This window comes from Plantactinospora sp. WMMC1484, from assembly GCF_049315195.1.
Lineage (GTDB): Bacteria > Actinomycetota > Actinomycetes > Mycobacteriales > Micromonosporaceae > Plantactinospora.
Genome location: NZ_CP186055.1, coordinates 5618657 through 5641071, shown reverse-complemented (window position 1 = coordinate 5641071; position 22415 = coordinate 5618657). Strand labels below are relative to the sequence as shown.

Below are 22415 nucleotides of genomic sequence, written 5' to 3'. Positions count from 1 at the left end.
TGATAGGGACCCGGCCACCCCGTCCGTGGGGTAGGTCTCTCCGTAACGTGGATGCCGGCAGTCCGGCGCTGTGACCAGCGGCCGAGCCAGGACATCGCGGTGAGGAGGGCAGGCTGTGCACGACGGGTTCGGCGTCTTCATCGGACTCGATGTGGGCAAGGAAGGACACCACGCGGTCGCGTTGAACCGTGAGGGCAAGCGGCTGCACGACGCGACCCTGCCCAACACCGAGACCGGGCTGCGGAAACTGTTCGACAAACTCGCCCGCCACGGCCGGATCCTGGCCGTGGTCGACCAGCCCGCCTCGATCGGTGCGCTGCCTGTCGCGGTCGCCCGCGCCGGCGGCCACCAAGTGGCCTACCTGCCCGGTCTGGTCATGCGCCGGCTGGCCGACCTGCACCCCGGCACCGCGAAGACCGACGCCCGCGACGCCTACGTCATCGCCGACGCCGCCCGCACCCTGCCCCACACCCTGCGTCGGGTCGACACCGGCGACGAGACCCTGGCCGAACTGGAGGTGATGGTCGGCTACGACGACGACCTCGCCAGCGAGGTCACCCGCGTGGCCAACCGCATCCGGGGCCTGCTCACCCAGATCCACCCACCCCTGGAACGCGTCCTGGGACCGAAGCTGCAGCACCCCGCAGTACTCGAGGCGCTCTCGCGGTGCGGCGGACCCACCGGTCTGCGCAAGGCCGGCCGGGCGAAACTCACCGAGATCGTCAAGGCCCGCGCGCCGCGCATGGGCACCCGCCTGGTCGAGCAGATCTTCGCCGCACTCGACGCGCAGACCGTCGTGGTCCCGGGCACCACCGCCGCCGAGACCGTCCTTCCCCGACTCGCCGACAACCTGCGTGACCTGCTGCGACAACGCGACCAGGTCGCCGAACAGGTCGAAGGGATGCTCGATACGCACCCTCTTGCCCCGGTCCTGACGTCGATGCCCGGCATCGGCGTCAGGACCGCAGCCCGAATCCTGCTCGAAGTCGGCGACGGCAGCTCGTTCCCCACCCCCGGCCATCTGGCCGCGTACGCCGGCCTGGCCCCGGTCACCCGCCGCTCCGGCACCAGCATCCGCGGTGAACACCCACCCAAGGGTGGCAACAAGCAGCTGAAACGCGCGTTCTTCCTGTCCGCGTTCGCCGCTCTCGCCGACCCGCTCAGCCGCGCCTACTACGACCGCAAACGCGCTGAGGGCAAGAAACACAACGCCGCCCTCATCTGCCTCGCCCGCCGCCGCGTCGACGTCCTCCACGCCATGCTCCGCACCCAGCGGCCATACCAGCCCAAAACGGCGGACGAACCCCGCCTCGCTGCTTGACACAACCCATAGGGACACCCCCCACCGCCCCCACCGCCCCCACCGCCCCACCGCCCCCCACCGCCCCCTCGCCCTGCTCGATACGAAAGGACGCACAAGATCGCAGATCTTGGAACGGGATGGCTGCTACAGCGACCTTCCAGTTCCAAGATCTGCGATCTTGAATCTGCGGTGGTGGGAGGGACGGGAGGGTGGGCCAGGGGGTGATACGGCGGGCAGCGAACGGCGGGCAGCGAACGGCGGGCAGCGAACGGCGGGCAGCGACGGCGGGGCAGCCAGTACGGCAGTTGGCCGGTGATCAGTGCGGGATGCCTGTCGGGCAACGCCTGGAGGGCGCGGCGACGTGGGCGGCGAGGTAGATCAGCAGTCCCACCCGGTCACCCTCGAAGCCAGTCCCACCCTTCACCCTTGAAGTCGTGGCGGCGGTGCGCGCCCTGGTCCGTGCCGCCGCCACGGGTACGCCCGTCCGTGCCGCCGCCACGGGGTACGCCCGTCCGTGCCGGCGCAGAGGCCGCCGTCCTCGGCGCCGTCGAGCGAGGCGAGCGACCGCCGCTCCCGGACTACCTCGGGACTGTTGATCGACAACCCGCTGGTGCTCGCAGCCGTGGACAGCAGGTCGGTCCCGTCGAACTCGCCAGAATCCGCCCAGAACCCCAGCTCAACAGCCCTTCAACCGACTACACAACGGCGCGCAGGGGTAACAGGACGCTGGATCCGTGAACGCCTCCCTCGGGTCCTATTCGGCGTATTCGGCGACCCGCTAACCGGAGCGGCGCTTGCCCGGTGGCCCGACTTCCGGCCACCGGGCAAGCGCGCCGACTCGGCGTCGGTGCAGTGTCACTTGCTCAACTCCAGGAAGAACATTCTTCCCATGAGACGCTGTCAACCCACAGGAGCGCACAGACGCGCCATGTCGTGATGCTGTGATGCCATTCGTCGTGGACGTTGGTGTGGCCCGGCGAGGCCGACATCTTATGAACTGTCTGGCTGGCGGAATCCTTCCATTCGAGCCGACCGCCCTGGATCGACACCCACGGGATCGAACCGGGGACATAGATCCAGAGCCAGCCCTTTGCTCCATTTCCTGGAGCGGTTTCCAACTGCCCCTCGACGTGACTGACCGTCTTCTTGTACAGGGTGTTCGCGGACACATCGTCCGCGGCCGTGGCCGGTGTCGCGAAACTCATTGCTCCCATGATTGCCGCCGCCGCCATGGTAGCGGCCGCGTTCCTGACGAGCCTTTTCAGTGGCATCCCTCTAGTCCTTTTCGATTGCGCGACACGGCTTCCGGAGGAGAAGCGGGAGTAGTGAACATCAGCTCGATAGATTTTCGATAGACGACCAGGTCAACAGGCAGAAACTCTGCCATTCAGGGATCTGGTCGTTAACGGGGAGATGTCGGCTGCGCAGATCGGACGGCCGGATGAGGTTAACACCCGGCGACGCCGCTAACCGGATCCGTGCCGGTCGACGGCCGTCCGGACGTGCGCGCGTTCACCCTGTTTGCCGACGAGGCTGAGAAACTCCACCGGTCCCGCGCTGGTGGCGCCGAACCAGTGCGGGGTGCGGGTGTCGAACTCGGCAGCCTCGCCGGGTTCGAGGATCAGGTCGCGCTCGCCGAGGACGAGCCGGAGCCTGCCGTTGAGGACGAAGGCCCAGTCGTAGCCTTCGTGGGTGCGGAGGGCAGGCTCGGCGTCGTCGCGCCCGGCGGGAAGGATGAACTTGTAGGCCTGGATGCCGCCGGGCCGGCGGCTCAGGGGCACGATGACGGAGCCGTCACGGCTGGGCAGCGGGCGCATGTTGATGCGCGGGTCGCCGGTCGGCGGTGCGTCGACCAGCTCGTCCAGGGTGACGCCGTAGACGCGGGCCAGTGGCAGCAACTGTTCGAGGGTGGGGCGCCGCAGGCCGGCCTCGAGCCGGGAGAGCGTGCTGATCGAGATGCCGGTCTCCTCGGCGAGGTCGTTCAGGGTGATGTCGCGGCGCTGTCGCAGTCGCTTGAGCCGGGGTCCCACGGCGTCGAGGGTGCGGTCCGTCAAGTCGTCCATGCTCCCAGTTTGCCATTCGGCAAATAGCTTTGCCGTTTAGCCTGCCGCTGCCGACCATCAAAGATCCCGGGTGCCGACGGGCAGCCGCGGATATATCGGAAGGTCGGACATGGCGGAGCATACAAGCACAATCCGGGATGTGGTGGTTGTCGGGGGCGGCGCGGCCGGCCTCAGCGCCGCGTTGACATTGGCCCGCGCACGCCGCGCCGTAACGGTGGTGGACGCGGGTAAGCCGAGGAACGCCCCGGCGGGCGGCGTGCACGGGCTGCTGGCCCTGGACGGCGTGCCGCCCGCCGAGCTGCTGGCCCGTGGCCGGGACGAGGTCCTCGGGTACGGCGGCGAGATCGTCACGGGCGAGGTGGTCGACGTCTCGTGCGCGTCGTACGGATTCATGGTCGTCCTCCGCGACGGCGCGGTCCTCCCGACGCGGCGCCTTCTGATCGCCACCGGTCTCGTCGACGAATTGCCCGATATCCCCGGGGTGCGCGAGCAGTGGGGGCACGACGTCCTGCACTGCCCCTTCTGTCACGGCTGGGAGGTCCGGGATCGCCGGATCGGCGTCCTGGTCACGGACCCGATGGCGGTGCACAAGGCGTTCCTGTTCCGCCAGTGGAGTTCCGAGGTGGTGTTGTTCGCAGGCGACCACACGCTCGAGCCGGAGGAAAGCGTCAAGCTGGATGCGCTCGACGTCCCGGTGATCGCCGGCCGGGTTGCGCGGCTGGAGATCGACGACGGTCGCGTGCGCGGCGTGCGGCTGGACGACGGGCGGATCGTCGCGGTCGACGCCGTCGTGGTGGCCACCCGGATGGTCGCCCGCACGGGGCCCTTCGCCGGGATCGGCATCGAGCCGACGCGCCATCCGGCCGGTGCGTTCGTCGAGTCCGACGCCTTCGGGAAGACCGCGGTACCCGGCGTCTGGGTGGCCGGCAACGCCTCCGACATCTCCGCCCAGGTGAGCGGGGCCGCTGCCGAAGGGGCCCGCGCGGCCCAGCAGATCATCGCCGACCTGGTGATGGACGACCTCGACCGCGCGGTGGCCGCGCGGGCCGACGCACCGGCAACCGAAGGGGAGGGGCGATGACGCACTCGTTCGACAAGGACTATTGGGATCAGATTTGGCGGGGTGATCGTGCCGCGGCCATGGCCGCCGGCCGGCCCAACCCGCACCTGGTGCGCGAGGTCGGTGACCTGACGCCCGGGACGGCCCTCGACGTCGGGTGCGGTGCCGGAGCCGAGACGATCTGGCTCGCCACCCGTGGCTGGCAGGTCACCGGCGCGGACATCGCCGCCGCAGCGCTCGCCCGCGCGGCAGAACGCGCCGCCGCCGCGGGCGTCGCCGGGCGGGTGCGGTGGGTCGAGGCGGACCTGTCCAGGTGGGAGCCGGAAGCCGGCTATGACCTGGTCACCACGCACTACGCGCACTCCGCGATGCCGCAGCTGGACTTCTACGGCCGTGTCGCGTCCTGGGTCGCCCCGGCAGGCACCCTCTTCATCGTCGGCCACCTCCACCACCCCGATCACCACCACGATCAGGATCCTGCCGCCGGACATGGGCACGGCGAGACGGAACCGCCCGCCTCTGCCTCGGTGAGAGCCGCCGACATCACGGCGCGGCTCGACCCGACCATCTGGGAGGTCGTGACCGCTCAGGAGTCGCGCCGGGAGCTGACCGGTCACGACGGCCACCCGGCATCGATCCACGACGTGGTCGTCAGAGCCAACCGACGTCGCTGACCCCGTCACCCGACTCCTTCGCCTCCGCCCGGCCGATCGGCTCGGCGACTCCTCTTCCCGCCCCCTCCTCCCGCCCCCTCCTCCCGCCCTGAGCAAAGGAACCTGATGAACACGATCCCGCCCACGACCGTGGCCGGTCACGCCGCCCCGATCATCGACGATCCTGGCCGGCGCCGCGCGATCCTGATCGCGGTCTGCGTCGCGCTGATGGCCGTCATCGCCTCGGTGACGGGCCTGAACGTCGCACAGCCTGAACTCGCCGTCGAGTTCGACGCCTCGCAGAGCGAGGTGCTGTGGTTCATCAACCTCTACACCATGACCCTCGCCGCCCTCCTCCTGCCGCTCGGGGCGCTCGGAGACCGATGGGGTCGCAAGCCGATACTGCTGATCGGCCTGGCCGTCTTCGGCGTCGCGAACGTCGCCGCCGGTCTGGCGACCTCCTCGGAGATGTTGCTCGCCTCCCGGTTCCTCTCCGGCGTCGGGGCGGCAATGATCATGCCGGTCACGCTCGCCGTGATCACCTCGACCTTTCCCGAAAGGGAGCGTTCCAAGGGCATCGGGGTGTGGACAGCGGTGGCCGGCGGTGGTGGCATCCTCGGGATGTACCTCTCCGCGCTGCTCGTCGACGTCGCCTCCTGGCGGTGGCTCTTCGTCCTGCCCGTCGCGCTCGTCCTGGCGTCGGCCGGGATGATCGTGCGGTCGGTCCCGAACTCCCGTGAGCACGCCGCGCACCGGTTCGACACCGTGGGCTCGGTGACCTCGGTCATCGCGGTGCTCGCGCTGATCTTCGTGCTCCACGAGGGACCGGTGTACGGCTGGACCGAGCCGCTGACGGTGCTCGGCCTCGTCGGCGGTCTCCTCGCCGCCATCGGCTTCGTCGCCTGGGAGCTGCGCCAGCCGGCGCCGCTGCTCCGGGTACGGCTGTTCCGCGAGCGCGGCCTGGCCAGCGGGTCGCTCTCGCTGCTCGCGGTCTTCGGGGTGCAGGCGGGGATCTTCGTGGTGCTCTTCCCGTTCCTCCAGGTCGTGCTCGGCTGGTCCGCCCTACAGGCGACCCTGGCGATGATGCCGACGGCCCTGCTGATGATGCTCGCCTCCGGCCTCGCCCCGCAGGTGGCCGCCCGGATCGGAAGCCGCGCCACCATGGCTTCGGGCATCCTCCTCGGCGGCGTCGGACTCGCCCTGATGGCAAGCCTCGTCTCCGTCGACGGCGGCTACCTCGCCGTGCTTCCCGGCATGCTCGCCATGGGCCTCGGCATGGGCCTGTCCATGACGCCGTCGACCGAGGCGATCACCGGCTCGTTGCCGCGCGAGCACCAGGGGGTCGCCTCCGCGCTCAACGACGTCACCCGCGAGTTCGGCTCCGCCCTCGGCGTAGCCCTGCTCGGCGCCGTCCTCTCCGCCGGCTACCGGACCTCGATCGACTCCCGGCTCGGCGGCGTCCCGACCGACGTGGCCGACACCGCCCGTGAGGGTGTCGCGAACGCCGTCGCCGTCGCCGTCGCCGTCGCCGACGGCGCCGGCCCGCAGACCGAAGCACTGGTACGGGCGGCTGAGGAGTCGTTCGTCGACGGTTGGCAACGCGCCATGTGGGTCGGAGCCGTGGTCATGGCCATTCTGTTCGGCTACGTGCTCGCCCGGGGCCCCCAGCGCACCACCACCGGCGACCGGGCCAAGAGTGATCGAGATCTTGCGGAGCAGGTCATCGGATGACCTGGATACGGCATCTCAGGCTCCTCAGGGCACTCGACGGCGGCGGATTCGGGCTCGGTGCCGCATCAGGGTGGCCCGATCGACTCAGCCGGCGTGGCGCCGCAGGAACGCGTCGACCCGGCGTTGCTGTCCGCGTGACGCCCTGTCCACCTTCAGGAGGTCATCGCCGATCACCATCCGGAGCCAGACCCTGAGCTGGCTCGGGGCCGACGCTGAGCCGGTCGTGCCAGCCGGGGGTGCGAGGGCGTCAGCCGCGCGGTGTCAGGTAGCCGCGGGAGAAGGCGGTGGCCACCGCAGCCGCCCGGTCGTTGACGCCGAGTTTCGCGTACACGTGCAGCAGGTGGGTCTTGACCGTCGCCTCGCTGATGAACAACTGCTTGGCCGCCTCGCGGTTGGTCGAGCCCTGGGCGATCAGCTCCAGCACCTCCAGTTCGCGCTGCGACAGTGGCTCCGAGGCCGGTTGCCGAATCTGCACCATCAGCCGGGTCGCGACGGCGGGGGAGAGGACCGCCTGTCCCCGCGCCGCCGCCTCCACCGCCCGGAACAGCTCGTCCCTCGGCGCGTCCTTCAACAGGTACCCGGTCGCCCCGGCCTCGATGGCGGGCAGCACGTCGCTGTCGGTGTCGTACGTCGTGAGTACCAGGATCCGGGCCGGCACGCCGCGTCTCGCGAGTTCCTTGATGGCGGTGACCCCGTCGGTCCTCGGCATCCGCAGGTCCATCAGGATCACGTCGGGTCGGAGCCGCTCCCCGGCGGCGATGGCCTCGGCGCCGTCGCCGGCCTCGCCGAGGACCGTGAAACGCGGGTCGGCGCTGAACATGCCCCGCAGCCCGTCTCGGACCACCGGATGGTCGTCGACGATCAGCAGCGAGATCATTGTGTGCCTCCGGCGGGGATGGCCGGCACGACCGCCGAGATCGCGGTGCCGCCGCCCGGCTCGGACTCGATGTTCAGCCGGCCGGCGAGCCGCTGCACCCGCTGACGCATGCCGCCGAGCCCGAACCCTCCCTCCAGGCAACCGTTGGGCCGCTTGGCGCCGGGCGCGAAGCCGACACCGTCGTCCCGGACGTCGAGGGTCACCAGATCCTCCATGTAGGACAAAGTCAGGCCGACCCGGCTGGCCCGGGCATGTTTCGCCACGTTGGCGAGGGCCTCCTGCGCGGTCCGCAGCAGCGCCACCTCGACGTCGGCGTGCATCGGCCGGGCGTCACCGGTGGTGGTCAGCACCGCGTTGACATGATGCACCTCCGCCCAGCGCCGGGCCAGGTCGTTGATCGCGTCCGGGAGTCGGGCCTCGGCGAGCATCGCCGGCTCGACCGCGTGCACCGTCCGGCGGGCCTCGGTGAGGCTCTCCCGGGCCAGGTTCATCGCGTTCGTCACGTGCCGGCGGGACGCCGCCGACGCTGACTCCGACGGGTCGTCGAGCGTCTGCTCGGCGGCCTGGAGCTGCGTGAGGATGCCGGCGAGCCCCTGGGCGAGGGTGTCGTGGATCTCCCGGGCCATCCGCTGCCGCTCGTCGAGCACCCCGGCCTCCCGCGCCTGCACCAGCAGTTGGGCGTGCAAACCGGCGTTCTCCTCCAGCGCCGCCTCCAGTTTGGTGTTGGCCTCGTGCAGCTCGGTGAGCGCCCGCCGCTGCTTCTGGTTGCGGTCGTCGGCCAACTCGGCGAAGTAGAAGAACACCCCGGCCAGCACGATGCAGATGACGGCGACGGAGATCCCCTCCCACCACGCCCCGGCGATGATGTCGGCGGCGCCGCCCAGATATCCGATCGCCGAGACGAGCGCCGTGGCGGCGACGCCCGCATAGCGCCAGCGGCCCGTCAAATAGAGGAACGCCTGGGGATAGCCGACGAAGGCGAAGAGGGCGAAGAAGGGTGCGAGCGCCACCAGGCCGGCGGCCAGCACCATCAGCCCGGTGTAGTAGAGGCCCATCAGCGGGCCGTTCTGGTGCCACTCCGAGTGGAGGGTGTGGAAGTAGAGCATCCAGAGCGTGGTCGCGAGCGTCAGCCCGAGCACGGCCGGGACGTGTACCGGCGTGTCCCAGGTCGGTTGCAGCAGCGTGAGTAGGACGCTGGCCGCCAGGAGGAGGTACGGGAGCACCTTGAAGAGTGCGATCTCCCGGCGCTCCCAGCGGTCGAACTCCGCACGCAGCTCCGCCTCGATGCCCACGACCTACTCCCAGCGGAAGTACCGCGCCGCCAACCCGCCGGCCACGATCGTCCAGCCCAGCATGACCGCCAGGTGCAGCAGTTGCGGCCAGTGGCCGGCCGTGGCGTCCTGCAATGATTGCACGCCCGCGCCGAGCGGGGTGAGGTCGCTGATCGTCCGCAGCACATCGTTCATGGCGCTGCGTGGAATCCAGAGGCCGGCGAAGAAGACGACCGGGAAGAAGAGGATGGACCCGATCGCGCCGGCGCTCTTGCCACTCGGTGCGAGCGCGGCGACGAGCAGGCCGATCGCGAACATCGCCAGCGCCGCCAGCAGGTAGCCGATCAGGTAGGCCGGCACCTGCCGGGGCAGCGGCACGTCGTACGCCAGGCGGCCGATGGCCAGGACGAGCACCATCGTCGCCACGGAGAGGATCGTGGACATCAGCAACTGCGCGCCGAGCATCATCTGCGGCTTCACCGGAGTGGTCCGCATGCGTCGCAGCACGCCCTTCTCACGATAGGTGGCGAGGAGCTGGGAGAGGCCGTTGAGGGCGAACATGGCCAGCGCCGTCCCGACGATGATCGGCACGTAGATGTCGATCACCCGCAGGCCGCCGAGGGACGGGTCGGGTTCCTGGAACGGCGGGATCAGTCCGAAGATGACGAGCAGCATCGGGGGGAACGCGAGCGCGAAGAACACGATGATCGGCTCACGGAAGAACAGTTTGGTTTCGGTGGCGGTGAGCCGGGACAGGGCGGACACGTAATCTCCTCAGGCGTCGATGTGGCGGCCGGTGAGCGCGATGAAGGCGTCTTCCAGCGACGTCTGCTCGACCCGCAGATCGGCGACGACGACCTTGTCGCGGGCGAGCACGGTGGCTACGGCGAGCAGCAGGTTTCCGGTACCCGTCACCACGATCTGGCGGCCGGCCCGCTCGACCGACGTCACCTCGGGTAGCGCGGTCAGCACGGCGTCGTCCAGTGGTGTCGATGGCCGGAACCGGATCCGCTGCCGGTCGTCGACCTTCGCGACCAGCCCGGCCGGGGAGTCGAGCGCGACGAGCCGGCCCGAGTCGATCAGGGCGAGCCGGTCGCAGAGCCGTTCCGCCTCCTCCATGAAGTGCGTGACCAGCACGATCGTCACCCCCCGATTGCGTACGTCCTCGATCAGGTCCCAGGCGTCGCGGCGCGCCTGCGGGTCCAGGCCGGTGGTGAGCTCGTCGAGCACCGCCACCGTCGGGTTGCCGACCAGGGCGAGCGCGATCGACAGCCGCTGCTTCTGGCCGCCGGAGAGGCGCCGGAACTGCGTGCCGACCTTGTCGCCGAGGCCCAGGGTGTCGATCAGCTCCCGCCAGTCGGTCGGCTTTCGGTAGAAGGAGCTGTAGAGCTCCATCGCCTCGCCGACCTTGAGTTTGTCGGGCAGCTCGCTCTCCTGGAGCTGCGCGCCGAGCAGCTGCCGCAGTTCACCGGTGTCGCGCTGCGGGTCGATGCCACAGACCCGGACGGTGCCGCCGTCCGGGGTCCGCAAGCCCTCGACGCACTCGACGGTGGTGGTCTTGCCGGCACCGTTCGGGCCCAGGATGCCGAAGATTTCTCCCGGCTCGACGGCGAAGCTGACCCCGTCCACCACGGTGCGCTCACCGTAGCGCTTGACCAAGCTGTCGACTTCGATGATTGCCATACCAGCAGCGTGCCATCCGCGATCCGGTGCCGGATCGACCACGCAGCCCGGCCGGCGCGAGGCGCGATGGGTACGCCGATCAACCGATCGGTGGATGCCGGCTCCAACCTCCTCCCGCTCTTCATTCTCAACCGGGAGGAGACCTTCACGCTGCCCCTCGGCGTGCAGGCCTTCGCGTCGCAGTACTCGGTCGACACGGCAAAGGTGCTGGCGTTCACCTCCCTGTCGATGCTGCCGGCGTTGCTGTTCTTCAGCCTTTTCCAGCGGCGGATCGTCGGTGGGCTGACCGGCGCCGTGAAGGGGTGATCCCCGGCCGGCCCTCCGGCCGCGGGCCGGAGGGCCGGTGGTGGCTGCCGCCCGATCAGCCCATCGACCTGGACCCGTCGATGGACTCCCGGATGATGTCGGCGTGCCCGGCGTGCTGTGCCGTCTCGGCGATGATGTGCTGCAGCACCCGGCGCGCGCTCCACCGGGCGCCCGGCGCGAACCACGGCGCGGGCGGCAGTTCGTGACCGGCGTCGAGGTCGGGCAGGGTACGCACCAGTTCGTCCGTGTGCCGCGCGACGTTCTCGTACTCCTCCAGCAGTGCGGCCAGCGTCTCCCCGGGTTCCATCCGGAAACCGGCCGCGTGCGCCGCGTACGTTGCCGGATCGTCGCCGGCCGGCATCGAGGCGGCTCCCTCGACGATGAACCGGGTCCACTGCCGCTCCCCCGCCGTGACGTGCTTGATCAGCCCGCCCACGCAGAGCACGCTGACCGTGCTGCGGGTGGTCGCCTGCTCGTCGCTCAACTCGCGCGCGGTGAACCGCAGGAAGTGCCGCGCGTGGCCCAGCGACTCCAGGAGGTCGGCCCGCTCGCCGGTCACGGTCTGCGCGGAGGTCGTCGTCGCCATGGTCGTCACCCTTCGTCTCGGAGGTGCCTCGTCTCGCTCTCGACCTCGACGCTACGGACCATAGCGGTCAGTTTCTGGCCGCTTGTCGAAGGACGTCCCGGATGGACGGCGCCTTGCCGGATCGGTACCTCGGCGGTCGGGCACGCCGACGGCGTCCCGCTCCACGACGACGCCGCTCCGGTCGTCGTGCTCCTCGATCAGGGCGAGCACCGGCGATCGGCCTGGCGGAAAATCACGCACGATCCTCACAACTTGCCCGAGGGAGGTGTGCGGCGCTCGTATCGCGGGTGTTGCCGGGCAACAACGGCCGGGCAACGCGCCGGCCCTACCGTCGCCCACGACCGCAGACGCCGTGCCATCGGAAGCCCTTCAGTGAACGGAGGCGCCATGAGCATCTACGACAGGATCGGCGGCACGGAATCCGTACGGGCTGCCGTCGACGGATTCTATGCGCGCGTGCTGGCCGACCCGGAGCTCGCGCCGTTCTTCGTGGGCGTGGAGCTCGACCGCCTGAAGGCACACCAGCGGGCGTTCATCGCGGCGGCGCTGGGCGGGCCGCAGATCTACGCCGGGCGGGACATGACCGCCGCCCACGCCGGGCTGAACGTCACCGACGGCGCCTTCGACGCCGTGGTCGCGCATCTCGCGAGCACCCTGGCGGAGCTGGGAGTGTCGGGTGAGGACATCGCCGAGATCGCCGCGACACTGGCGCCGCTGCGCCCGCAGATCGTCTCGGTGCGCGAGCTGGCCGGCTGACCCGAATCCCACCCGGCTGGTCCAGGCTGTCATCTGGTCGGGCCCTCGGAACCTACCTCGGCGAACCCCACCCGCACCGCGGCGTGCGGAACTTCCGAAGGAATCTCTGCGGGGCGTGAGGAATCTCTGCGGGGCGTGCCGCCACGAAGCCCTGGCGGGCCGTGCTACGGCTCCGCTCGGCCCCGGCCCGGCTCCGAGCAGGTTCGCCGCCACTCGCTGGGGGTGAGGCCGTAGGTGGCGCGGAAGCGGCGGGCGAAGTGGGTCGGGTCGGTGAAGCCCCAGCGCCGGGCGACCGTCGCGATCGTCCGGCCACGGCTTTCCGGCCGCCGCAACTCCTGTCGGGCGCCCCGCAACCGTTCGCCGATGATCCATTGCTCGAGGCTGAAGTCGGCCTGGGCGCACACCTTGTAGAGGTGGCGGAGCGAGACGTTGTGCGCGGCCGCGATGGTGGCCGGGCGCAGGTCGGGCTCGGCGAGGTGCTGGCGGACGTAGGCGCGTATCCGGGCCAGCAGGGTCTCGGCGAGGACCGTGCGGGTGAGTGGCTCGGTGTGGGCGGCGGAGGCGATCAGAGCGCGGACCAGTTCGATGCTGGCCCGGCCGAGCGCGTCGGCGGCCGGATCTGCGGTGAGCCGTTCGGCGTCCCGGACGAGCTGGCTGACGTGCATGGCCACCAGGTCGTAGAGCGGGCTGGTGCGCAGGTTGACCGCGGCGCGGCGGATCACGTCGAGCGGAAGGCCGACCTGGTCGACCGGGACCTGGATGCAGCCGGCCGCGCCCTCGTCCGACCAGGAGAAGTCGTACGGCGCGGAGAGGTCGACCATCAGCATCTCGCCGGGCGGCACGATCTGCCGGTGGCACAACTGCTCGTGCCGGCCGTCGCCGAGGCGCTGCACGGAGAGCGCGACGACCGGGGCGGCGTCCTGGCGGGCCTGCCTCGCGGTGCGCAGCAGCCGGATGCCGGTGGACCGGGCGGTGAAGATGGTGGCCCCACCACCCAGGTCCCACAGCTCCAGGCGGGTCCGGACGTCGCCGCGCGGATTCTCGTGGATCACGTACGACGGGACGGACGCCTGCATCATCGCCGCGTGGACCGCCTCGACACGCTCGTGGGGCGGAATGTCCGCCGTATCCAGGACGAATCGCATTTGCGCTCCTCGATGTGCACCGTGAGCCGACAACGGTGCACGCACAGCCCCCGACCCGACGCGCTCCACTCACTAGGTTCGCATGCGGGTGTTACGAGCTGAGGAGTCCGCCATGACCACGCCCGACACGATCGTCCTCGTCCACGGCTTCTGGGTGACGCCACGGAGCTGGGAGCAGTGGATCACGCACTACGAGGCGAAGGGCTTCCGGGTGCTCGCGCCCGGCTATCCCGGCTTCGAGGTGGAGGTCGAGGCGCTGCGGGAGAACCCGCAGATCATCGCCGACGTCACGGTGCCGGCGATCATCGAGAAATTCGAGGGGATCATCCGGGAGCTGGACCGCCAGCCGATCATCATGGGCCACTCGGCCGGCGGCGCGTTCACCCAGATCCTGCTCGACCACGGCTTCGGCGCGGCCGGCGTCGCGCTCAACTCCGCACCCACCGAGGGCGTACGGGTCGTCCCCCTCTCCCAGGTGAAGTCCACCCTTCCGGTGTTGAAGAACCCGGCCAACCGGCACAGGGCTGTCGGACTCTCCTTCGAGGAGTGGAGGTACGCCTTCACCAACACCTTCACCGAGGAGGAGTCCCGGGCGCTCTACGAGCGCTACCACATCCCGGCCAGCGGCGGCATCGTCTGGGGCGGAGTGCTCGCCAACTTCCGCCCCGGCCACCAGGACACCTGGGTCGACTACCACAACAACGACCGGGCACCGCTGCTCTTCGTCTCCGGCAGCGAGGACCACATCATGCCGCCGGCGATCCAGCAGTCAAACGCCAAGCACTACAAGTCGGACACCGTCACCGAGGTCAAGGAATACCAGGGGTACGCGCACCTGCTCCCCGCGCAGCAGGGCTGGGAGGAGATCGCCGACCACGCCCTCGACTGGGCCCTCTCACATGCCCGCTGACGTGCGGCCCAGGCCCGCTGACGTCGTCCGGCTCACCCACATCGGCGGCCCGACGGTGCTGATCGAGGCGGCGGGCTGGCGGCTGCTGACCGATCCGACCTTCGACCCGGCCGGGCGTTCGTACGCGTTCGGCTGGGGCACCTCCTCCCGCAAGCTCGCCGATCCAGCCGTCACCGTGGACGCGCTCGGGCCGGTCGACGCGGTGCTGCTGACCCACGACCACCACGGCGACAACCTCGACGAGACCGGCCGGCGGCTACTGCCCTCGGCCGGCACCGTCGTCACCACCGCCTCCGGCGCCGCGCGGATCGGCGGCGGTGCGGTCGGCCTGGCGCCGTGGGTGACGACCACGCTGGAGGGCGACGGCCGGCCCTCGATCGAGGTCACCGCCACGCCCTGCCGGCACGGGCCACCGCTGAGCCGGCCGATCGTCGGCGACGTCGTCGGCTTCGCCCTGCGCTGGCCGGGGCAGCGGCACGGCGCGCTCTGGATCTCCGGCGACACCGTGCTCTACGGCGGCGTCCAGCAGGTCGCCGGCCGGGTGCCGGTCGGGCTGGCCCTGGTGCACCTCGGCGGGGTCCGCTTCCCGGTCACCGGCCCGTTCCGTTACACGATGACCGCGCGCGACGCCGTCAAGCTGCTCGGCGCGGTACGCCCGCAGACCGCCGTGCCGGTGCACTACGAGGGGTGGAAGCACTTCCAGCAGTCCCGTTCGGTCATCGAGGAGGAGTTCGCCGCCGCACCGCCCGAGGTACGCGACCGGATCCGCTGGCTGCCGATCGGCACCCCCACCGAGCTGGAGACCTGAGCCGGGTTTCCGGTGTCCGGGAATCGGCCGGACAGCGTCGTGGTTCCGCAGCCTGGCCCCTACAGGCGTCAGCGCGGGGGCGATCCCCGTCCGGCCCTACATCCCCGGACCGGCCCCGCCGGCCGAAGGAGGACCATGACGAGCCTGTCGATCCATCGAGAGCGGAACATTTGTCCAAGACACCCGGTGGCCGGGGCGGAGATGCTGGCAGCCACACCCGCCGGCGGGGTGGTCGTCGAGTCGCCCGCCGGCCGGACGGATGGATGGGGGAGAGCTGATGCCAGCGCACCCGCCCGGGATCGGGACGATATGAAGGGCCGGGCTCCACTGGGCACCCGGATCCTGCGGGACGCCCGCGACTGGGAGGCGATGACCGATGATCAGGTGATCGCTGCGCGTGAAAAGACGAACCGGGCGGGATCCTCCCGGGTCGCACGGATCGTGACCGGCCGGCCGGACCGTCGTGCCCGCATCGAGGAGACCACCATCGACCTCCCCGGTCGCCGCCTGACGCTGCGGGTGCACCGCCCGAAGGACGTGGCAGCCCGGAAGCTGCCGCTGATCGTGTCGTTCCACGGTGGAGGCTTCATCATGGGCACCGCCGCGCAGAACGACTGGCTCAACAGCCACCTCGCGGCCCGGTGCCCGGCGATGGTCGTCTCGGTGGAATACCGCCTCGCCCCGCAGCATCCGCTGCCCCGGCCCGTCGAGGACGGCAACGACGTGCTGGTTCGGCTCGTCGACGACGCCGCCGGCTGGGGCGTCGACCCCGCCGCCGTGGCGGTCATGGGCGAGAGCGCCGGCGGCATGATCGCCGCTCTCCTCGCGTTGCGTGCCCGTAAGGACGGTCCGCCGCTCCGCGCCCAGGTGCTGCTCTATCCGACCACGGACTGGACCGAGACCATGGCCGACTACCCCTCGATGGCGGCCAACGCCGACAACCCGACGCTACCGGTGTCGCGGCTCCGGCTGGGCCGCCGGCTGAGCGTGCCGCCGACCCTCGACCCGCGCAGCGTGTCGCCGCTGACGTTCGACGATGTCGCCGGTCTGCCACCGGCACTGGTCGTCACCGCCGCGCTGGACCCTGTCGCCGACCACGGACGCCGCTATGTCGAACGGCTGCACGAGGACGGCACCGAGGCCCGGCTGATCTGCTACCCGAGGGCCACCCACAGCTTTCTCAGCACCCCGGGCCTGGTGCCGGCCGCCCGCCCCGCGCGCCGCGAGATCCTCGCCTTCCTGCGGGACCATCTGTGCCCCGCTCCGCGACGGTGACCAGCAGATCCGGGTCAGCCCTTCAGACCGGTGTGGGCCAGGCCCTCGATGAACTGGCGTTGGGCGATCACGAAGACGACCAGTACGGGGATCGCGGTCAGCGACGCCGCCGAGAGCTGCACGTTCCACATCGGGCCGCCGTAGGCGTCGACGAACTGGGTCAGCGCCTGCGGCAGGGTGAATTTCTCCGGCGTGGAGAGGAAGACGATCGGCTCCAGATAGAGGTTCCAGCTGTGCAGGAAGGTGAAGATGGCGACCGCGCCCAGGGCGGGCCGGGACAGCGGCAGACCGATGCGCCAGAAGGTCGCGAAGCGGCCCAGCCCGTCCAGCCGGGCCGCCTCCTCCAACTCGCCCGGCAGCCCCAGGAAGAACTGCCGCATGATGAAGGTGGCCAGGACGCTCGGGGCGCCCAGGATCGGCACCAGGATCAGCGGCCAGTGGGTGTCGACCAGGCCGACCGCGTGGAACATCCGGAAGAGCGGGACGATCGTCACCTCGCTCGGGATCAGCAGGCCGAGCAGCACCACGAGGAAGAGGGCGTTCTGTCCCCGGAAGCGGATCCGGGCGAAGGCGTAGCCGGCCAGCGAGGAGACCGCGAGGGTGCCGACGGTGACGACAAGGGCGATGTAGGCCGAGTTGAGGTACTGCTGGGCGAAGGGCTGCGTGGTGAACGCGTCGCGGTAGCCGTCGAGGCTCACCGAGCTCGGGACGAGACTCGGCGGGAAGGCGAAGATCTCCGCGACCGGCTTGACCGACGAGGTGACCATCCACCAGGTCGGGAAGACGAACGGGATGGCGAGCACGCAGAGCGTGCCGTAGAGGAGCACCTTGGTGCGCGGCGAGAGCCTACTGCTCATGGAAGACCCACCTCTTGCGCATCTGCCACTGCGCGACGGTCAGCGCCAGGACGATCAGGAACAGGAGCACGGAGACGGTGGCGCCGTATCCGAAGTGATGGAACTGGAACGCCTGCTGGTAGAGGTAGTAGACGAGCACCGTGGTCGACGAGCCCGGGCCGCCCTGGGTGAGCACGGCGATCTGGGCGAAGACCTGGAGCGACCCGACCACCGTGATGATCGAGGTGAGCAGGATGGTCGGGCTGATCAGCGGCACCGTGATCCGGCGGAACTGGGTCCACCGGCCGGCGCCCTCGACCCGGGCCGCCTCGTAGAGTTCGCCCGGCACGCCCTGCAGCGCTGCCAGGAAGAGCACCATGTTGAGGCCGACGTTCTTGACCACCTGCACGACGATCACCGAGAGCATCGCGGTGAGGTCGCCGCGCAGCCAGTTCGGTCCGTCGACGCCGACCGTGTCCAGCAGGCCGTTGATGCCGCCGTTGTCCTGGAGCAGGAAGCCCCAGACGATGGTCCAGGCGACAAGCGACACCACGACCGGGGAGAAGAAGAGGACCCGGAAGAAGGCGGTGCCGCGGAGCCGCTGGTTGAGCAGCACCGCGAGGAAGAGCGCCAGGCCCAGGTTGAGCGCGACGAGCCCGACCGAGAAGAGCGCGGTCGCCCGCAGCACGCCGGGCAGGTTGGGGTCGTCGACCATGGCGCGGTAGTTCTCCGCACCGACGAAATCGAACGTGTCGGCGAGCACGTTCCACTCGTGCAGCGAATACCAGACCACCAGGCCGAGCGGGACCAGCACGAAGAGCACGCTGCCGGCGAGCTGCGGCGCGACGAAGAGGTAGCCGGCGAGGTGGTCACGGCGACGGGTGGTCCACCAGCTCCGTGTACCGCCCGGGGCGGGCCGGCGCGAGGTCCGGCCCGCCGTGCGGTCGTCGGTCAGCAGTGCCATCTACTCGGCCAGCAGTGGGTCGATCGCGGCGCAGACGCCGGCGAGCACGGCCGGCACGTCGGCGTCCGGCTTCCAGAGCGGGTCGAGCGCCGAGCGGACCGCCTGGGAGAGCTCCGCCTGCCCGGTGTGGCTGGGCTTGACGACGCCGGTGGAGATGCCGTCGATCACGACCGCCTCCAGTTGCTCCGGCTTGAGCAGCGGGTTGGTCTTGGCAAGCGTCTCGGTGGTGAGCAGCGAGGTGCGCGGCGGCGGGAAGAACTGCGCGAGCTTCGCCGAGTTGGTGGGGTTGGTGAAGAAGGCGAGGAAGTCGGCCGCCGCGTCGGCGTGCCTACCCTTCTTGAGTACGCCCAGCCCGCCCTGCCCGATCACCGCGTACTCGCCCTTCGGGCCGGCGGGCAGCGGCACCAGGTCCCAGCCGAACGTGGCGTCCTTGAGCAGCGAGGCCCGGGAGATCTGGGTGACCGTCAGGCCCGCCTCGCCGGCGAAGAAGTCGGCGGTCGTCCCCGGCCCGGGGAACGCCTTGTCGGTGAAGGTCGCCCGGTGCAGGAAGCGCATCGCCTCGACCATCTCCGGCTTGTCGAAGCCGCAGGTCTTCCCGTCCTCGCTCCACGCCTGCGCGCCCCAGCCGGTCCACACCGTCGACAGGTTGTCCCAGCCCTTGTAGTCGAAGTCCCGCACCACCAGGCCGGCCTTGCCGGTCTCCGCGTTGATCGCAGCGGCCAGCTTCGCCGCGTTCTCCCAGCTCCACTGGTTCGCGGCGATCAGCTCGGCGGGTGCCTGCGCGCCGGCCGCCTTGACCAGGTCCGTGTTGACGAAGATGCCGAACGGCGAGGTGGAGAACGGGTACCCGTACAGCTTGCCGTCGGCCTGCCAGAGCTTCGTCGCGGCCGGGGCCAGCTCGTCGAAGTTGTAGCCGTCGGTGCCCCTGAGGGTGTCGTCGAGCGGCGCCAGCGCGCCCGAGGAGACGAAGTCGGGTGCGGCGTTCTCCAGCACCCAGGCCAGGTCCGGCGGGTTGCCGCCGGCGATCTGGGTGGTCAGCGTGGTGGTGTAGTTCTCGAACGGGATCGCGTCGAAGGTGATCGCGGTGACGTCCGGGTGGCTCTTCCGGTATTCGTCGGCGATCTCGCGGAAGAGTGTGACGTGCGCCTCGTTCGCCGACCAGGTGGTCATCCGCAGGGTGATCGGGCCGTCGTCGCCCGCGCCGCCGCCGGAGCCGCAGGCGGTGAGGCCGAGCAGCGCCGCCACCGCGATCGCGGCCGTGGTTCGTGCTCTCATATCGGTTCCTCTCAGTAGCCCGAGACGTCGGGCCAGCGCAGCTCGACACCCTCGGCGGTGAGACGGTTCTGGAAGTCGGCCAGCAGGCCGGGGGTGTCGCGTACGGCGGCCGGGGTGGTCCGGCGGGCCAGGCAGAAGTCGGCGAGTACGCCGGCGACCTCGCCGACGTTCCACTCGACGGGATGCAGTCGGTAGGAGCCGTTGGTGATGTGGGTGGTGCCGATGTTCTTCCCGCCCGCGATCAGGTTGGTGACCCGGCGGGGCAGCAGCGCACCCAACGGGATCTCGAACGGGCAGGACGCGACGTCGATGTAGTTGTCGCCGCCGGTCGACGGGTGCAGGTCGATCCGGTACATGCCGACGCCGACGCTGTCCGGATAGGAGGCCGCGCCCTTGTCGCCGCGTACGGCCAGTGACAGGTCCTGCTCGACGACCGTGTATCGGGCGCGGATCCGGCGGGACTCCCGGATGTAGGGCGCCTGGGCGAGTCCGTCGGCGCTCCCGGTCACGTCGCCACGCAGCCGCAGCCCGGGGAATCCGGTGCCGCCGTCCGGGCGGGGCGCCTCGGTCTGCAGCCAGTAGAGCATCGAGCGGGACAGCTCGCGGGCCGCGGCGATCCCGGCCGCCGGGTCGGCGACGTCGATGACCGGCGCCTCCAGGTAGTCGATCTGCGGCCAGTTGACCAGGCAGATGTCGCTGTCGTAGAAGCCGTCCCGGAAGTTGCGCCGCGCCGCGATCCGGCGGAACGTCCAGAGGTTGCCGTCACCCGGGTCGCGCCGTTGGTCGGCCACGACGAGGGCCGGATCGTCGTCCGGGTTGGGGGTGAAGGAGCGCTCGGTGATTTCCAGCGTGCGCGGGTGCGGCGCCCGGAACGACAGCAGCCGGTCGCCCCAGAACGGCGGCTGGTAGGAGCGCCAGAATTCGTACCGTTCCGGCCGGTCGATGGTGTGGTCGCCGTCGACGTGGTCGACCGCGAAGCAGACCGACACCGCCTGCATGTTGGCCGGCTGCGCCTCGTCGGGGGCGCTCGGCTCGCCGGTCTCGGCCCGCGACTCGAAACCGGTGACGTACTCGGTGCCGGTCAGTGGCAGCAGTTCGCCGGTCTCGGTGGCGTCCACGACGTACGGCGCGGTGATCGTCACCTCGCGGTCCCGGTGCGCGACGGTCACCGCGGTCACCCGGTCGCCGTCGACGTCGGCGGAGATCGGCCGGGCCGGCTGGAGGACGACCAGCCGACCACTTCCCCGGTACGGCGCCAGCATGCTCTCCAGCACCGCCACCGCGACCCGTGGCTCGTGGCAGAGCCGGCTGACGTGGCCGGCGCCCGGGTTGAGGTGGCGGTCGGCGCGGGCCCGGTCGGTCAGCGGGTACCAGCGGCGGTAGTGGTCCCGGATGCCCTCCCGGAGTGCCCGGTAGGAGGCGGTGACCCCGAACTGCTCGACCCAGCTGTGCTCGTCCGGCGGTACGGCCTGGCTGGTGAGCTGGCCGCCGAGCCAGTCGTACTCCTCGGTGAGCACGACCCGCCGGCCGGCACGCAGCGCGCCCAGCGCGGCGGCGACGCCGCCGAGTCCTCCGCCGACGACCAGCAGGTCGCACGTCAACTCTGACAACAGTTGCCCTTTCCTTGCCGCGTGGCTGGTCATCGGGGTGGAGCCAGCGTGGTGCCCTCGACCTGTTCGCAGTCGAGGAGGATCTGCGACGGGTGCTGCCGGCCGCGTCCGGTGTCGTCGTGGGCGTCCGCCCCGGTCCGGTCCCGCCGCTGTCCTGCGCCGGGCCGGGCTCCGCCGGTCTGCGGGCCGGTGGTGCCCTCGATGAGTCCGGTGAGCACCTCGACCGCCTGCCAACCCATCTGGCGCCGGGGGATCCGGAACATCGTGAAGTCCACATCGGAGGGCGCGGGTCGGGTCGGGTCGCCGAGGGCCGCGACGGAGAGGTCACGCGGGATCTCCAGGCCGCGCTCGCGGGCCGCGGCGACGATGGCGAAACCGTCCGCGTACTCCTCCATCAGCGCCACGGTCACGCCCCGGGCGAGCAGCGAGTCGAGCAGTTCGGCCGGGGCGCGGTCCTCGACGGGCTCGTGGATGCCGGTGACCCCGGCGGCGGCGACGGCGGCCCGGAACCCGCGCTCGCGGTCGGCGTGCGACTCCGGTGCGGCCGGCCGGTCCCGGCCGTCGAGCCCGGTCTGCGGCGCCGGGCCGGCCGGGTGGTTGCCCTGGCCCACGTAGGCCAGGGTGCGGTGCCCCAGCGCGACCGCGCGCTCGACGATCGCCGTGGTCGCCCCGGGATAGTCGGCGCCGACGTAGGGCACCGGGCCACCGGCGTCGTCGCGCCGGCCGACGGAGACGAAGGGCTGCCCCTCGGCGACCAGCCGGGCCAGCTCGTCCCGGTCGAGCGAGCGACCGAGCAGGACGCAGCCGTCGGCGAGGCGCAGCCGGTTGTCCTCGTGGAAGATCCGGCGTCGGCCGCCGACCACGGGGGCGCTGGTGAACAGCAGCAGGTCGCAGCCGAGCGACTCGGCGCCCTGCTCGATGCCGACCAGGAACGGGTGGTAGAAGTCGCCGGTGCCGGCGGGAAACACCGGCTCGTAGGTGAAGACGCCGAGGATGCGGTTACGCCGGGCGGCGAGGCGGCGGGCGATCGGGTCGGCGACGTAGCCGGTGCTGCGGATGGCGTCGAGCACCCGGGCACGGGTGTCGGGCGCGATCCGGACGTCGTTGTCGGCGCGGCCGTTCAGGACCAGCGACACCGTCGCCTGGCTCACGCCGGTCATCCGCGCGATGTCCTGTTGGGTCACGCGCCTGCTGCTCCGCGGTTCAGTCACGCTGGGTACGCATCCGTTTCTAGCTAATACGTATCAGGTTTCGTTGGCGTGAACTGTAGCCACTGCTACCGCCCGCTCGTCAAGACCTCAGG

22 protein-coding genes are annotated in these 22415 nt (G+C 70.7%); 9 read left to right on the top strand and 13 right to left on the bottom strand.

Annotated elements, in window-relative coordinates; all coding sequences use genetic code 11:
• Positions 1-115: 115 nt before the first annotated feature.
• On the top strand, positions 116-1321 hold the full coding sequence (locus tag ACN28C_RS24575) for an IS110 family transposase (protein ID WP_422769885.1): 1206 nt from the start codon (positions 116-118) through the stop codon (positions 1319-1321).
• 845 nt (positions 1322-2166) lie between these two features.
• Here the strand turns inward: ACN28C_RS24575 and ACN28C_RS24570 are convergent.
• Both ACN28C_RS24570 and ACN28C_RS24565 read right to left on the bottom strand, forming a co-directional pair.
• Positions 2167-2574 carry a hypothetical protein gene (locus ACN28C_RS24570; protein ID WP_422769884.1) on the bottom strand — a complete coding sequence of 136 codons (408 nt, stop codon included), beginning with the start codon at positions 2572-2574 and terminating at the stop codon, positions 2167-2169.
• Between the two features lie 195 nt (positions 2575-2769).
• Complete coding sequence (locus ACN28C_RS24565) at positions 2770-3366, bottom strand: helix-turn-helix domain-containing protein (protein ID WP_422769883.1); 597 nt, start codon at positions 3364-3366, stop codon at positions 2770-2772.
• Positions 3367-3475: 109 nt separating this feature from the next.
• Here ACN28C_RS24565 and ACN28C_RS24560 point away from each other — a divergent pair, with 109 nt between their 5' ends.
• The 3 genes from ACN28C_RS24560 to ACN28C_RS24550 all read left to right on the top strand — a co-directional run bounded on the left by ACN28C_RS24560 (position 3476) and on the right by ACN28C_RS24550 (position 6810).
• Complete coding sequence (locus tag ACN28C_RS24560; RefSeq protein ID WP_422774796.1) at positions 3476-4447, top strand: NAD(P)/FAD-dependent oxidoreductase; 972 nt, start codon at positions 3476-3478, stop codon at positions 4445-4447.
• Positions 4444-5100 (top strand): class I SAM-dependent methyltransferase, encoded by a 657-nt coding sequence (locus tag ACN28C_RS24555; protein WP_422769882.1) that lies wholly within the window; start codon positions 4444-4446, stop codon positions 5098-5100. Before ACN28C_RS24560 ends, ACN28C_RS24555 begins: the two co-directional genes overlap by 4 nt.
• 105 nt (positions 5101-5205) lie before the next feature.
• Positions 5206-6810 carry an MFS transporter gene (locus ACN28C_RS24550; RefSeq protein ID WP_422769881.1) on the top strand — a complete coding sequence of 535 codons (1605 nt, stop codon included), beginning with the start codon at positions 5206-5208 and terminating at the stop codon, positions 6808-6810.
• 247 nt (positions 6811-7057) lie between these two features.
• Here ACN28C_RS24550 and ACN28C_RS24545 read toward each other — a convergent pair whose 3' ends face one another.
• The 4 genes from ACN28C_RS24545 to ACN28C_RS24530 are packed head-to-tail and all read right to left on the bottom strand — an operon-like array spanning position 7058 to position 10641.
• On the bottom strand, positions 7058-7687 hold the full coding sequence (locus tag ACN28C_RS24545) for a response regulator (RefSeq protein WP_422769880.1): 630 nt from the start codon (positions 7685-7687) through the stop codon (positions 7058-7060).
• Complete coding sequence (locus ACN28C_RS24540) at positions 7684-8979, bottom strand: histidine kinase (protein ID WP_422769879.1); 1296 nt, start codon at positions 8977-8979, stop codon at positions 7684-7686. Before ACN28C_RS24540 ends, ACN28C_RS24545 begins: the two co-directional genes overlap by 4 nt.
• A 3-nt stretch (positions 8980-8982) precedes the next feature.
• Positions 8983-9723, bottom strand: coding sequence for an ABC transporter permease (locus ACN28C_RS24535; RefSeq protein WP_422769878.1), 741 nt, complete (start codon positions 9721-9723; stop codon positions 8983-8985).
• 9 nt (positions 9724-9732) lie between these two features.
• Positions 9733-10641: an ABC transporter ATP-binding protein gene (locus ACN28C_RS24530; protein WP_422769877.1), complete on the bottom strand. Its 909-nt coding sequence runs from the start codon at positions 10639-10641 to the stop codon at positions 9733-9735.
• A 66-nt stretch (positions 10642-10707) separates the two neighbouring features.
• Between ACN28C_RS24530 and ACN28C_RS24525 the strand changes: the two genes are divergently transcribed.
• Positions 10708-10947 (top strand): hypothetical protein, encoded by a 240-nt coding sequence (locus ACN28C_RS24525; protein ID WP_422769876.1) that lies wholly within the window; start codon positions 10708-10710, stop codon positions 10945-10947.
• Between the two features lie 55 nt (positions 10948-11002).
• Here the strand turns inward: ACN28C_RS24525 and ACN28C_RS24520 are convergent, their stop codons facing one another.
• Positions 11003-11533: a DinB family protein gene (locus ACN28C_RS24520; protein WP_422769875.1), complete on the bottom strand. Its 531-nt coding sequence runs from the start codon at positions 11531-11533 to the stop codon at positions 11003-11005.
• A gap of 387 nt (positions 11534-11920) precedes the next feature.
• Between ACN28C_RS24520 and ACN28C_RS24515 the strand changes: the two genes are divergently transcribed.
• Entirely contained in the window at positions 11921-12289 is a 369-nt protein-coding gene (locus tag ACN28C_RS24515; RefSeq protein ID WP_422769874.1) for a group I truncated hemoglobin, read from the top strand.
• A 164-nt stretch (positions 12290-12453) separates the two neighbouring features.
• On the opposite strand, the gene ACN28C_RS24510 is transcribed toward ACN28C_RS24515, so the two are convergent.
• Positions 12454-13434 (bottom strand): helix-turn-helix domain-containing protein, encoded by a 981-nt coding sequence (locus ACN28C_RS24510; protein WP_422769873.1) that lies wholly within the window; start codon positions 13432-13434, stop codon positions 12454-12456.
• A 112-nt stretch (positions 13435-13546) separates the two neighbouring features.
• On the opposite strand from ACN28C_RS24510, the gene ACN28C_RS24505 reads away from it, so the two are divergent.
• The 3 genes from ACN28C_RS24505 to ACN28C_RS24495 all read left to right on the top strand — a co-directional run bounded on the left by ACN28C_RS24505 (position 13547) and on the right by ACN28C_RS24495 (position 16427).
• The gene (locus ACN28C_RS24505) at positions 13547-14344 is read left to right on the top strand and encodes an alpha/beta hydrolase (RefSeq protein WP_422769872.1); all 798 of its coding nucleotides are present in this window, start codon (positions 13547-13549) and stop codon (positions 14342-14344) included.
• Position 14345: 1 nt separating this feature from the next.
• Positions 14346-15152, top strand: a complete 807-nt coding sequence (locus ACN28C_RS24500) for an MBL fold metallo-hydrolase (protein ID WP_422769871.1) — start codon at positions 14346-14348, stop codon at positions 15150-15152.
• Positions 15153-15287: 135 nt separating this feature from the next.
• A complete protein-coding gene (locus ACN28C_RS24495) occupies positions 15288-16427 on the top strand; it encodes an alpha/beta hydrolase fold domain-containing protein (RefSeq protein ID WP_422769870.1) in 1140 nt (379 codons plus the stop codon).
• Positions 16428-16441: 14 nt separating this feature from the next.
• Here ACN28C_RS24495 and ACN28C_RS24490 read toward each other — a convergent pair whose 3' ends face one another.
• From ACN28C_RS24490 to ACN28C_RS24470, 5 genes are read right to left on the bottom strand one after another with little or no spacing between them, the layout of a single operon-like run.
• Positions 16442-17284: a carbohydrate ABC transporter permease gene (locus ACN28C_RS24490; RefSeq protein WP_422769869.1), complete on the bottom strand. Its 843-nt coding sequence runs from the start codon at positions 17282-17284 to the stop codon at positions 16442-16444.
• The gene (locus ACN28C_RS24485; RefSeq protein WP_422769868.1) at positions 17274-18227 is read right to left on the bottom strand and encodes a carbohydrate ABC transporter permease; all 954 of its coding nucleotides are present in this window, start codon (positions 18225-18227) and stop codon (positions 17274-17276) included. Before ACN28C_RS24485 ends, ACN28C_RS24490 begins: the two co-directional genes overlap by 11 nt.
• Positions 18228-19502 carry an ABC transporter substrate-binding protein gene (locus ACN28C_RS24480; RefSeq protein WP_422769867.1) on the bottom strand — a complete coding sequence of 425 codons (1275 nt, stop codon included), beginning with the start codon at positions 19500-19502 and terminating at the stop codon, positions 18228-18230.
• A gap of 11 nt (positions 19503-19513) precedes the next feature.
• The gene (locus ACN28C_RS24475; RefSeq protein WP_422769866.1) at positions 19514-21112 is read right to left on the bottom strand and encodes an FAD-dependent oxidoreductase; all 1599 of its coding nucleotides are present in this window, start codon (positions 21110-21112) and stop codon (positions 19514-19516) included.
• A 29-nt stretch (positions 21113-21141) separates the two neighbouring features.
• Positions 21142-22296: a LacI family DNA-binding transcriptional regulator gene (locus tag ACN28C_RS24470; RefSeq protein WP_422769865.1), complete on the bottom strand. Its 1155-nt coding sequence runs from the start codon at positions 22294-22296 to the stop codon at positions 21142-21144.
• Between the last annotated feature and the right edge of the window lie 119 nt (positions 22297-22415).